The following is an 11024-nucleotide window of genomic DNA, read 5'->3' as shown; positions in this document are numbered from 1 at the left end:
CCACCTCGCCTTGGTCACAAGAGCTTTGCAGTAATGGGCCTGCTCGCCCTGCTTGGCAACGCCTTCTATGCGGTTCTTGTTCATCGGCTCACGATTTACGCTCCACGCTTCCTTCCCACGCTCGGTCACCCTCACGCAGTTGCGCTTCGCTTTGCTCACTGTGACCAGCTCGCAGCGGGACTTGCACCCGCAGGTGTGCGCCCATGCTGGGCGCACCCAATGAAAAAGGGCGTTCACTGGAAGCCAGCGAACGCCCTTGAACTTGCATATGGGGCTGGGGTCACTTGAATGATCTCTTGAAACCCGCATAAACAGTAGTTTTCAGCTTCGTTCATCCAATTTTGTTCCCCGATTTGTTCCCCGGTTTGGTCTTTGCTACCCCCCTTTTTGGGCTTCATTAGGGTTTCGCCATCAGACCAGTTCAGCACCAGAAAACACACCACATTTTTTTAACCTGATTTTCAAGTCGAAACCGATTATCAACCAGGGAAACCGACGGACCCCGCCCATGGCCACCAGTGAAGCCACCGGCCCGGCTTGCAACACAGCACCAGGCGAAGGGCCGGGCACCGTGGGCACTGGATCACGCCACCGGGCAGGCCGTGGCCACCAACAGCCGCACCAGGTCAACACCGCACAGCGCCGCCTGATCCGGGCCGGACAGAATCGCCGGGCACCTTGCAGGGAGTACCCCCCCCTCCAAAACCCTCACGCGCAAAAATTTGGGGAACCGTTCGGTTTCCGGGGTGATCGCTCAGAGTTTTAACCTCCCCCCTACCCATGGCCACCATTGAAGGAACCGGCCCGGCTTGCAACACGGCACCAGGCGAAGGGCCGGGCACCGTGGGGCACTGAATCACGCCACAGGGGCAGGCCATGGCCACCAGCAGCCGCACCAGGTCAACACCGCAGCGCCGCCTGATCCGGGCCGGGCCGGACTGGATCGGGTGGGCATTGCCTTGACCCCTCCCCCCTATCGATAACGCGGTTTTGCGAGCGAAGGGAACCAGTCGGTTTAGGCGCCTGTGCCCTCAGAGTTTTGAACCCCCCCTCCCCCATGGCCACCAGTCAGGGCACCGGCCCGGCTTGCAACACGGCACCAGGCGAAGGGCCTGGCACCGTGGGCACCGGCAACCGTGCCGGGCCAGCAGCGCCAGCAAGGGCACCGGGTCAGCAGGCCACCAGCGAAGCCGCCCGGCCCTGCAATTTGGGGGCACATTTTCGGCCTGTTTTGCGTTGCAAAGTCCCTAGCCCAAAAAATGCAACGGGAACAACGGGAACAACGGGAACACCGCATAAACAGGGGCTTCCAAGGCATCGGCAACGGGAACACTCGCCGGAACAGCGGTACGCTAAAAATCTAAAAACCGTCAACTAATGTCAAATATTGGCGTAAAAGCACAGTTTTTTGATGATTTACGGGTTTTTTTCTGGCGGTCGCTCAAAACACCGCCGCACCGCGAAGCCCTGTCAACCAAGAAAAACGGGAATCACATTTGCATCCATAGAAGTCCAGCAATTAGGGCCGGGCATCGCCTGAAATATGGTGCAAGTGGTTCGGCCAATGGCGGGATTTGTTGTATCCCTTGCATGGTGCAAGACCCTTGAATAACGATTTGCAGCGCGAAGGGCACCCCTGCCAGCCCCCCTTATCGGCGGGCAACCCATCGAATTAACCCCGGCCTGCAACCCAACACCGGGCAAGGGGCCGGGCACCGTGGGCACCGTGGCCACCGGCAACCGTGCAGGGCCAATGCTTATGCATGGCATTGGGCAAGGGGCACCAGGTCAGCAGCGAAGCCGCCCGGCCCGGGTGCGCCGTGGGCTGGCCAATGGTGGGCTTTGGTGTCTGCCATCCATGGTGCAAGACCCCCGAACACAGCAAACGTGCCGCGAAGAAAAGCCCTGCCCGGCCCCCTTCACCGGGGCCGCATAGCAGGGCGGGCGCACAGGTCACAGGTCCAACGTCAACAGCTTGGATGTGATCTTGTAGCAAGACACAGGGGCACCAGCACCAGGTAAACGGGCTTTATAGGTGTAGCGGTCCTTGCTTCGCTCCATACAGCCATGGTCCACCAACACTTTGCAAACCGTGTCATGGTCTAGCCCTTGGCAAGCATTGGCCCTGAATGCCTCGGGCAACACGTAGTATTCAAACGATGTGTCTGTGTAATCGATCTTGGCCACCGCCTCATCACCGTAAACGCTTTGGTGGTCCTTGGTTGACTTCACGGGCCTGCCATCAGCAGACACCCACAAACGGAAACCAGATCGAATAATGGCTTTGGCGCGTTTGTCGTCATACGCCCTGTGCCAGTCCACAAACTGCCCTTCACCTGAGGTTTCAATGAATGCCCGCACTTGTCGCAGGATGGTTGTAACCTCGCTCGATCCTGCCCCGCCTCGCTGGCCTATCCATGCTTGAATGCAAGCCTTTGCCGCCTGTTCTGGCCAGCCCTCAGGCCAGCCGGTCAGGCCCGCACGGGTTGCCCACTCACCGCCCACAGCGGCCAAAGCAAAGCGCCTCACGGCACGTTTGACAGGTCCAACAGCACCAGCAGGCATTAGGCGGGCTTCCATGGCCTCCACGTCCGTTTTTAGCCGTGCGCTCATGCCTTCGGTGTTTTGCGCCAGGTGTTCCAGCCATGCGCGGCCCGCCCGTCCGTAGTGCTTCACGCATTGCTCTTTGATGTGGTTTGAAAATTCATGGCCGGTTTCGCAGTGGTGGTAATGCTCCACAGCCGAACCCTCGCTAACCTCGGTCGGAATCGGGATCATCCGGATTTCTTGCCCGCCCTTTTCTTTCCTGCCCGTCATCGACATGGCCTGTGCGGCTGTCACCTCGCCCGTTGACAAGAACAGCGATCTCCATGTGGGCTTTGCGCGTAGCCCACCGGCCCCCTTGCCTCGGTTCTTGCCCTGCCCGTCTGCCAGCATGTAAATCGCCTTGCCGATTTCGTTTTCATCCAGTTGACCCAATTCATCCAGGATCAAGGGCGCGTCTGAATGGTGTTCTGCCAAAAACTCCAAGCCGTTGCCCGTGGCCTTCCATTTTTGAAGGTATGACTTCGGGTGTTGTTCGGCACCAACGCCCCAGATTGATGCGGCCATCAAAAAGCCCGTGGTCTTGCCGGTTGACGTGGCACCGACAAAGTGAAAGCCGCCGCCCGGTTGACCTGCCAGCCATGCCAGCAGGGGGGCCGCAAAGCTCACAGACATTGCGAAAGTCAGCCGGGTGTTTTGATTGGCCAATGCTGCAACGTTGCTGATCCATGCATCCAGCTTGCCCCGTTGATTGAACCGGGATTCTTGCGCCCCCTCGGTGTAAAAAATGTACTTGTCGCCATCGCCGTTGTCGCCTATGACTTCATCGGGCAACACATAGCAGCGGCCATGCCAGCCAACCCGGGGGGTATGTCGGATTTGTTCGGTTGGCTTTCGCTCGTTGAGGTACTGATTCAATAGCTGGCGAACGGTCGAGTTCATAGGCGTCTTAAAGCCCTGATTCAGCAGCGCCGCACGGTATGCGGCCCCATCGCCCGAAAGCATGGCAAGGGGCATCAGCCACCGCCGCCGCTGCCCAAACTCTGTGTCGAATTCCAGCATCAAACCGGCTTGTTGGTCTTGGTCATCGCGGGCCAGGGCCACGGCATACAGCGGGTTGCATATGCGCTTTGGGCTAGCGCCATCATCCCCTGGCGGGTTGTACCAAACGCCGGATTCATCAACGTGGAAACGGTCAAAAGGTGCGCGGTTAGTTTTGCCTTCGCCGCCGTGGTCATCGTTGCCGCCATCGCCACCAGCAGCGCCAGCACCGGCCCCGCTTGAAGGCTTTTTCTTTCGTGTTGTGGGCTTGTCCTTGCCGGGCGCGTTTGTGGGGCGCGTGGCCCCGTCTGGTGCGTCCTGTGCGTCATCGGGTGCGTCATCCTGTGCGGCCAATGCTGCCAGTTCGTGTTCTGCAATCGCAGACAACACACAGTCACGCACAGCGTCAAGGCCGTGGGCTTGGTGCATGTCGTTGAAGTCGCTTTGATCCGGGGCCAGATCGGCCGGAAAAATGGCCACACCTTGCACAGCCACCGCCGCCGCCGTGGCTTTGATCTTGCCGGGGTTGCTGCCCGTCTTGGTGTACGTGGCTTGGTCATCGTCACCACACAGCACCAGCAGCGCAGCGGGGTGAAGCTGGCGCAGGGCGTGGGCTACTTTGGCCAGGTTGCCCGCATCGAAGGCCACCGCTACCGGGTAGCCCGTGGCCTCGTGCAGGCTTGCCGCCGTGGCGTAACCCTCAGCCACCAGCATGACCCGCACAGCCGCCGCTTGATCGCGGTCGGTGTCGCTGGGTTGTTCGCTGCCCTGATCGCGGCCATGTTCGCCCGCTTGATCGCCATCGCGGCCACCAGCGCCAGCTACAACAGCCGGGGCAGGCACCGCACCCAGCAAGTGCCAAAGGCCCGATTTGCGGCCATCCTTCATGAATCGTTTTTGGCCGTCTGGCCTGATCGCCTGCACGTTCCACAGCTTGCCCGCCGCATCGCGCAAAGGCACCATCAAAACGCCATCAGGGGCAAAGCGCAGGCCGTGCCCGAAAACGCTTTTTCGCACCAGGTAAGGCGATTCGCCTTGATCGCTGCCCGCCTCCCATGCGGTCAGGGATGCAACCGCCGCCCCCTCATGGCGCAGGCGCTGGGCTTCGGCTTCGCTGGCCTGTGCTTCGGCCTGTTCGCGTTGACGTTGGGCCATGGCCTCGGGGCTGGGTTTGGCCGCTGCCTGCCCGTCTTTGGGCAAGGTGTAGCCGTGTTGTTTGGCCAGGTGGATCAATGACCCCATGGTCACAGACCCGCCCGCCTTGAAGGACTTCCAAGCCGTCCGGCAATCGCTGGCCTTGAAGTCTGGCGCAGTTGCAGACCATTCGGAAAACAGATCAAAACCGCCTTCATCGGGGAATTCGGATTTGATGGCCATTCCTACCCGTGCCCATTCATCGCGGGGCAGGTTCGCCGGGATATGCGCCAGGGCTTGCCGGGTTGTTTCGTGTGTGTGGTGGTGGGTCATTGGTTGAAGTTCAATTCACATTGCCGGTTGTCTGTAACGTCCAACACGTAAACACCCGCACGGTTCACTGAACCATCGGGGTTTGTGCGGTCGGTCTTGTTGGTTTTGATTGGGTGTCCGTGTCTGCGTAGCTCAGAAACACGTTTGCGTGGATCGGGCGCGTTGCAGTCGGTGAACAGTTGCTCCATCGTGGCCGGGCCGCTGGCCAGCCTGTTCATGATCGCCAGGCGCTGCCCTTTGGTGTCGTTGTAGCGGGGCGGGGTGTTGGTGGGCTTGTCCATCGCATCACCGCCGCATGGGTAAGCGCCGGGCGCTGGCGCTGGGTCTTGCCGTGGTACGGGTCAGCACCAGCTTTTGAAAGGCCGTGCCGCCCTGCCTGCCCTCGATCACATCCAGACCATGCAAGCGCAGGCGTTGGGCTTGCAGGTCTTTGGCGGGGTTGGTGGTGTCTTTCATGGTGTCAGCCCTGTGACTTTGACAAACAGGGGTAAGCACGGCAAAACACATCAACACCGGCCCGCAACATCGCGGCCAGGTATCCGGGCGGGGTCATGTTTTTAGTTTTGGCACTCAGGAAATGAACACCCTGAATACGCTTGCAGGTTTTGACGCACTCACCCAGCAAGTCACGAACGCGAAGCTCAGGGTCAGGGATTTCAAGCATCTTGAATTTCACGCAGCCATCAATGAAAGCCGCCACCAATGGCGCGGGGTCGTGCAAAGCACCGCCCCAGCCTGTGCCAGCAAGTTCGTCAATCGCTTCGCCACAATCGCGGGCCGCTGTCAGACCAAAGCCAATCCCAAAATGAAAAGCCATCTCCATAGCTTCATCAATGGGGTGCATGTGCTGAATGCCTTTGGTGTCTTTTTGGTTGTTGCTCATTCGCGCCATGGTGGGCTTTCTGGATTCGTTCAGGGGGTGTTTGTTGGCGTTGGCTTGGTGGGGCGTGGCTTGACCCCGTGGGTTTGGCTTGGTGGTCATTTCTCGACTCCCTCGCTTTTTGTTTTTGCCCGGCTCTCGATCCAGGCCGTAACCTCAGATTCATGCCAGGCCACAGCGCGGGCACCAATGCGAACAGGGGCGGGAAAAGGATCGTCCTTGTTTGCCATGGCCGCATAAATGGCGCTTTTTTTCAGCGCGGTTCGTTCTTCCACACCATGCAGGCGTAAAAGCTTCATCGTCAGGGCGGGCGGGGTCAAAGCCGGGGCGCTTTGGCGGGTGGTTTGCATGTTGATCCTTTGAAGGGTTTGAACGTCCGGGGTGGTGCGCTCTGGCCTGATCTTCTGAGGTTCAACGTGATTTACAGGGGGGCTTAAGGCTTCATTTGTGCCGTCTTAAGCCCCCCCTTTTTTGTTCGGTCTTGGGCGTAAAGCCGCCGGGGACTTTTGAATCATTCCCCGGGCCGCTTCTTTGTCTAGCGGGTTCGCCTGGTCATAAATTGCATTGGCCACATGGGCCAGGGAACCGGCTAAAGCCTTGCCCGTGTGGCGTTCGCACTGCCAGGCCATGTGCCGTACAAAACTCACAATTTCCACGTTTTCACCCCGGCCCCTTTGCCTTGCCACCAGTCGCAGCGGTTCGCGCTCTCGGTGTTTTGCAAGCATCCCCAATGCCACCGACAAAACGCCGTGTATGCTGATCGGGTAGCCAATCCAATCATGTGCAGGGTTCATGCCGTGCCAGCCAATAGACAACTCAACAGGGGGCAGGCTGGGGTGATCTATGCCCATCAGGGCCGGTGCCTGATTCCTTGGTAGGGGGCTTTGCTCGATCTCGGTTTTCAGGTCGGACAACAGCCGTTCAATCTTGTCCAGTTGGTTGCCGGATTCGCTCGGGCTTTGGCGCACCGCCTCAAAATAAGCGTAATCGAATGCGTTGTGAACCCAACTCAAAAACGACAAGGGGTTGACGTCCTGTTTTCGCAGTTCACGCCAAACCCGGTACATGTCCGGGTCAGCCAATAAGCGCCTCGCCAGTTCGGCCCGCCTTGCACTGTGCGGGTTCGATGGTTCGCCAATGGCCACAATGTGGGCCTCTATGACAGCCGCCGTAGGGTCTTGGTCCTTGGTCTTGGTGGTCATGGCTGGTCCCTTCAAGCGCGTGGCTTCTTGCAAAGACCCACATAGGCGTAAACCTCATCTTTGCGCCATTTGCGAAGGCGCTGGGACAGGTTGATAACCGGCTTGGGAAAATCGGGCCGCTTGATGATTCGGCCAACACAATGACCCTGTGACACACCCAGCAGGCGGGCGATTTCTTTGGTTCCCATCAGTTCAATGGTGGTCATGGCTGGCCCTTCCTGTAAACGCTGGGCTGCAACAGCATCGCGGTTGCATGGTCAGCCACTTGCAGTAATGCGGCCTGAGCACTCAGCCATTCAGCAAGGGGAAAAAGCACCGTTGACGCATCGGTGATACATCCGTGTTTGGCATCGGGCGAACTACTCGCAGCGCCATCGACGCAGCCAATTTCCAACAGCATGGTGGACAACTGTTCAAGGGTGTCGGACACAACTGAAGTTGCATTTGCTAAACCTGCAAGTTCACCATCTGTCAGCGTGTAACGTGACTTTTCCCAAAGCAGGTGCAACACACCTGCAACATCAGAACGGTCCCGCATGTCTGGTTGAATGTCTGCCCGTTGAATGCTTTTTTTGGTCATGCTGCACCGCCTTCTAATTTGGTCAAACGCTTGGCAAGCGTGCGTTCAATTGCTTTGGCCACCGCCTTGGATTCGGTTGCACTGAGCACCAGTTCACCGTATGCGGTTACTGCAATAAGCCCACGTAAACGAATATCGGGGAGTTGCTTGGAAAGGGCGTAGCGCGTTTCGTTGATTTGCTGCATGGTTCACCCCTCCAACGATGCAAGCGCACAGGCACCAGCGCCAACAGGTGCGGGCGTGTTGGTGGGCTTGTTCAGGCGGTTCAGTGCCCCCAATGCCTGCACCGCTTTGCGGGTAGCGCCGGGGATGTTGCCCGCACTGGATCGCAGGTAGTGCAGCGCCATGGCCAGGGCGTTTTCTGCCTCTTGGTGCGCTGCCATCGTGGCCAGGTCGTGCGGGGTGTTGGTGGGTGTTGCCGTGCTGGGTCGGCGGGTCAGGTGAATGACGTTGGGTGTCATGGTTTACTCCCTGTTTCAATGCCGCACTTGCTTGTGTGGGTTCGGACTCGCCCGGCCCGTATGTTTGAAACGTGGCTTTTACTTATTTTGTACTGCAAGGCCAGATCGGTTACTCGATCAGCACTCTTGCGAATCGCCTGAATGTCGCCTTCGGTCAGCTTTGTTTGTGGCAGGCCTTGGCCCCTCGCAGTTTTTCCGTGCGCCTCTCTGTCCTTGGCATTCTGTGCCGCATCGCCAAGGTACAAATGGTGCGGGTTGATGCACCCTGCATTGCCGCAAATGTGCAAAACAAATAACGCGGGCGGGGTTTGGCCACAAAACAAACGGTACGACAAACGATGTGCATTTGATTTGCCGCCTTTGCCATTCGTGGCAACAGGGTAGCCGTCACGGCCTATAGGCAAATGCACGGGGACAAAACAAACGCTGGGGTCTAAACCCTTAAAGGGTGATTTCATGGCTTTGGCTCCTTCGGGAGTTACAAAAACCATCCTCTGACTTGATAGACCAGACGGATGGACGTGGGGTATATCAACACCTCCGAAGCGGTGCGGCCATCCTTGCGGGTAGGCCCTCCCCACGTCCAAAACCTTAAATTTGGGGCGTGAAAAAACCTCGCTTCGGGGAGGTCAACCGCTTCGGATTGGTGTTGATAGCACCGGCCCCGGTCAGGGGTTGACGCGATTATGTCACGGGCTGGGGCGTGGGTGTCAAGGCCACCAGGGCAGGCGAAGGCATCGCAGCAAGCAACCCGCCCGGCCATCGCTGGCGCAGGCCACCGCCTGCAATCGATCACGCCACCGGGCAGGCCATGGCCACCAGTGAACCGCACCAAGTCAACACCACAGCGCCCGCCTGATCCGGGGCCGGGGTCTTGCCCGCCCGTGCCTGTGCCCATGCCTCCGCACCGGACAGCAGCGCCAGCACCAGCCACAGACGGTCAAAAACCGCCCGTGGGCGGTTTGTTGCAGGGGTTGCCGTGAACCACGGGGTCAGGCTGCAAGGGGGGCGCGTTTGGCCCGTGGCGTGGTGCGTGTGGTGGTTCGTGCAGGTTTGGCCGTGGCCTCTGTACTGGCCTGCCAGCCTTTGGCCGTCTCGCTCAGGGTCACGGTGAAGCGTTCAGATTCGTTCAAGGCCGTCACAATGTTTTTGACCTGTTCGTGTCCGTTGGTATGGGCCGTGTAGAACAGGCGAATCATGGCGTCTGCCATTTTGGGCACCCGCCCGGTTTTCTCCCACAGGGCCACAGCCTGCCCACTCACACCCAGCATTTGCCCTAGGCTGGGCTGGGACAACATCAGACCGTTTCGCAGGTAACGGAATTCGGCCCCGGTCAGCTTGGATGGTTTCTTGGTCAGGGCTGTGCAAATGGTTTGCGTCAAGCCTTCCAGGTCATCAATCGCCACCGCTTGCCCATAGGGTGTTTTTTGCACCCGGTAGCCGTTGACAAGCCGCACGTTTTGCAAGCCCCCGTCTGTGTAGAGGTACATGGTCATTCTCCAATCAGTAACGCAGTGACAACATTGGTTTTTTGTTGGTTTACGTGACATATAAAAATTGTAGGTCGAAACGTCAGGTCATCGCTGGCGCAGGGCACCGGCTGCACTGGATCGCGCCACCGGGCAGGCCGTGGCCATCAGCAGCCGCACCAGCAAACAACCCGCCCGGCCATCACTGGCGCAGGCCACCGGCTGCACTCGATCACGCCACAGGGCAAGCCGTGACCACCAGCAGCCGCACCAGGTCAACACCACACAGCGCCCGCCTGATACAGGCCGGGGTCTTGCCCGCCTGTGCCTGTGCCTGTGCCTGCGCCTGTGCCTTGCCCGTGGCCGTGGCCGTGCCCTTGCCCTTGCCCTTGCCCTTGCCCTTGCCCTTGCCCTTGCCCTTGCCCGTGGCCGTGGCCGTGCCCTTGCCCTTGCCCTTGCCCTTGCCCGTGGCCGTGGCCGTGCCCTTGCCCTTGCCCTTGCCCGTGGCCGTGGCCGTGGCCGTGCCCTTGCCCTTGCCCTTGCCCTTGCCCGTGGCCGTGGCCGTGCCCTTGCCCTTGCCCTTGCCCTTGCCCGTGGCCGTGGCCGTGCCCTTGCCCTTGCCCTTGCCCGTGGCCGTGGCCGTGCCCTTGCCCTTGCCCTTGCCCGTGGCCGTGGCCGTGGCCGTGCCCTTGCCCTTGCCCTTGCCCGTGGCCGTGGCCGTGCCCTTGCCCTTGCCCGTGGCCGTGGCCGTGCCCTTGCCCTTGCCCTTGCCCGTGGCCGTGGCCGTGCCCTTGCCCTTGCCCTTGCCCGTGGCCGTGGCCGTGGCCGTGCCCTTGCCCTTGCCCGTGGCCGTGGCCGTGCCCTTGCCCTTGCCCTTGCCCTTGCCCTTGCCCTTGCCCGTGGCCGTGGCCGTGGCCCTGCAACCTTTGCCACCGCACCGCACAGCAGCGCCAGCACCAGCACCAGCAAGCAACCCGCCCGGCCATCGCTGGCGCAGGCCACCGGCTGCACTCGATCACGCCACCGGGCAGGCCGTGGCCACCAGCAGCCACACCAGGTCAACACCAAAGCGCCGCCTGATACGGGGCCGGGGTCTTGCCCTTGCCAGCACCCAGCCGCTGGCGCTGGCCATCGGGCACCGCACACACCCCAAAGGCAGGCAAGCCACACCCAAAGGGTCAGCAGCGCCGCCGATAAGGGGGCAAAGGGGGATCACTTTTCGCGGCCATTTCCGGGGTCGTGCGTTCGCGTCCGTTAACGTGAAAGAACAACAACTGCAGACAAGCCTGTGCCTGGCCTCGGCGAAGGCCAGCGCCGTTGACCGCCACGTGTTCTGATCAGATTGGCCTGGTTATGAATTCGTGTTTGACCAACATTTGT

The 11024-nt window shown here is 60.1% G+C and carries 14 protein-coding genes; all 14 read right to left on the bottom strand.

What is annotated here, in order from left to right; translation table 11 throughout:
* Positions 1 to 1953: 1953 nt before the first annotated feature.
* The 14 genes from B9Z47_RS18285 to B9Z47_RS18505 all read right to left on the bottom strand — a co-directional run bounded on the left by B9Z47_RS18285 (position 1954) and on the right by B9Z47_RS18505 (position 10617).
* Complete coding sequence (locus tag B9Z47_RS18285) at positions 1954 to 5052, bottom strand: DUF927 domain-containing protein (protein ID WP_108332629.1); 3099 nt, start codon at positions 5050 to 5052, stop codon at positions 1954 to 1956.
* On the bottom strand, positions 5049 to 5333 hold the full coding sequence (locus B9Z47_RS18280) for a helix-turn-helix domain-containing protein (protein WP_108332628.1): 285 nt from the start codon (positions 5331 to 5333) through the stop codon (positions 5049 to 5051). Before B9Z47_RS18280 ends, B9Z47_RS18285 begins: the two co-directional genes overlap by 4 nt.
* A gap of 4 nt (positions 5334 to 5337) precedes the next feature.
* A complete protein-coding gene (locus B9Z47_RS18610; protein WP_158271712.1) occupies positions 5338 to 5508 on the bottom strand; it encodes a hypothetical protein in 171 nt (56 codons plus the stop codon).
* A 4-nt stretch (positions 5509 to 5512) separates the two neighbouring features.
* Positions 5513 to 6034 carry a hypothetical protein gene (locus tag B9Z47_RS18275; RefSeq protein WP_108332627.1) on the bottom strand — a complete coding sequence of 174 codons (522 nt, stop codon included), beginning with the start codon at positions 6032 to 6034 and terminating at the stop codon, positions 5513 to 5515.
* Positions 6031 to 6282, bottom strand: a complete 252-nt coding sequence (locus B9Z47_RS18270) for an AlpA family transcriptional regulator (protein ID WP_199226478.1) — start codon at positions 6280 to 6282, stop codon at positions 6031 to 6033. Before B9Z47_RS18270 ends, B9Z47_RS18275 begins: the two co-directional genes overlap by 4 nt.
* 105 nt (positions 6283 to 6387) lie before the next feature.
* The gene (locus tag B9Z47_RS18265) at positions 6388 to 7077 is read right to left on the bottom strand and encodes a hypothetical protein (protein WP_158271711.1); all 690 of its coding nucleotides are present in this window, start codon (positions 7075 to 7077) and stop codon (positions 6388 to 6390) included.
* 68 nt (positions 7078 to 7145) lie between these two features.
* Positions 7146 to 7340 (bottom strand): AlpA family transcriptional regulator, encoded by a 195-nt coding sequence (locus B9Z47_RS18260; protein ID WP_108332625.1) that lies wholly within the window; start codon positions 7338 to 7340, stop codon positions 7146 to 7148.
* Entirely contained in the window at positions 7337 to 7714 is a 378-nt protein-coding gene (locus tag B9Z47_RS18255) for a hypothetical protein (protein WP_108332624.1), read from the bottom strand. The genes B9Z47_RS18260 and B9Z47_RS18255 overlap by 4 nt, the downstream gene beginning before the upstream one ends.
* On the bottom strand, positions 7711 to 7899 hold the full coding sequence (locus tag B9Z47_RS18250) for a hypothetical protein (protein WP_108332623.1): 189 nt from the start codon (positions 7897 to 7899) through the stop codon (positions 7711 to 7713). The genes B9Z47_RS18255 and B9Z47_RS18250 overlap by 4 nt, the downstream gene beginning before the upstream one ends.
* Before the next feature lie 3 nt (positions 7900 to 7902).
* Complete coding sequence (locus tag B9Z47_RS18245) at positions 7903 to 8175, bottom strand: hypothetical protein (RefSeq protein ID WP_199226476.1); 273 nt, start codon at positions 8173 to 8175, stop codon at positions 7903 to 7905.
* Positions 8172 to 8633, bottom strand: a complete 462-nt coding sequence (locus B9Z47_RS18240; RefSeq protein WP_158271710.1) for an HNH endonuclease — start codon at positions 8631 to 8633, stop codon at positions 8172 to 8174. Before B9Z47_RS18240 ends, B9Z47_RS18245 begins: the two co-directional genes overlap by 4 nt.
* A 334-nt stretch (positions 8634 to 8967) precedes the next feature.
* Positions 8968 to 9102, bottom strand: coding sequence for a hypothetical protein (locus B9Z47_RS19140; protein ID WP_255418481.1), 135 nt, complete (start codon positions 9100 to 9102; stop codon positions 8968 to 8970).
* Between the two features lie 65 nt (positions 9103 to 9167).
* Positions 9168 to 9665 (bottom strand): DNA-binding transcriptional regulator, encoded by a 498-nt coding sequence (locus B9Z47_RS18235; protein WP_199226474.1) that lies wholly within the window; start codon positions 9663 to 9665, stop codon positions 9168 to 9170.
* Between the two features lie 211 nt (positions 9666 to 9876).
* Positions 9877 to 10617, bottom strand: a complete 741-nt coding sequence (locus tag B9Z47_RS18505; protein ID WP_146185828.1) for a hypothetical protein — start codon at positions 10615 to 10617, stop codon at positions 9877 to 9879.
* Positions 10618 to 11024 lie beyond the last annotated feature (407 nt).

Origin of the sequence: Limnohabitans sp. 2KL-1 (genome assembly GCF_003063435.1) — a bacterium.
Classification (GTDB): domain Bacteria; phylum Pseudomonadota; class Gammaproteobacteria; order Burkholderiales; family Burkholderiaceae_C; genus Limnohabitans_A.
Note: the sequence above shows the minus strand (reverse complement) of the source record. Positions and strands in the feature narration are given on the sequence as shown.

Excerpts from the sequence above, each read along its gene's own strand:
- B9Z47_RS18610 (WP_158271712.1), bottom strand. The coding sequence starts at position 5,508 with ATGAAAGACACCACCAACCCCGCCAAAGACCTGCAAGCCCAACGCCTG.
- B9Z47_RS18240 (WP_158271710.1), bottom strand. The coding sequence starts at position 8,633 with ATGAAATCACCCTTTAAGGGTTTAGACCCCAGCGTTTGTTTTGTCCCC.
- B9Z47_RS18245 (WP_199226476.1), bottom strand. The coding sequence starts at position 8,175 with ATGACACCCAACGTCATTCACCTGACCCGCCGACCCAGCACGGCAACA.
- B9Z47_RS18275 (WP_108332627.1), bottom strand. The coding sequence starts at position 6,034 with ATGACCACCAAGCCAAACCCACGGGGTCAAGCCACGCCCCACCAAGCC.
- B9Z47_RS18235 (WP_199226474.1), bottom strand. The coding sequence starts at position 9,665 with ATGTACCTCTACACAGACGGGGGCTTGCAAAACGTGCGGCTTGTCAAC.
- B9Z47_RS18280 (WP_108332628.1), bottom strand. The coding sequence starts at position 5,333 with ATGGACAAGCCCACCAACACCCCGCCCCGCTACAACGACACCAAAGGG.
- B9Z47_RS18270 (WP_199226478.1), bottom strand. The coding sequence starts at position 6,282 with ATGCAAACCACCCGCCAAAGCGCCCCGGCTTTGACCCCGCCCGCCCTG.
- B9Z47_RS18255 (WP_108332624.1), bottom strand. The coding sequence starts at position 7,714 with ATGACCAAAAAAAGCATTCAACGGGCAGACATTCAACCAGACATGCGG.
- B9Z47_RS18285 (WP_108332629.1), bottom strand. The coding sequence starts at position 5,052 with ATGACCCACCACCACACACACGAAACAACCCGGCAAGCCCTGGCGCAT.
- B9Z47_RS18260 (WP_108332625.1), bottom strand. The coding sequence starts at position 7,340 with ATGACCACCATTGAACTGATGGGAACCAAAGAAATCGCCCGCCTGCTG.
- B9Z47_RS18250 (WP_108332623.1), bottom strand. The coding sequence starts at position 7,899 with ATGCAGCAAATCAACGAAACGCGCTACGCCCTTTCCAAGCAACTCCCC.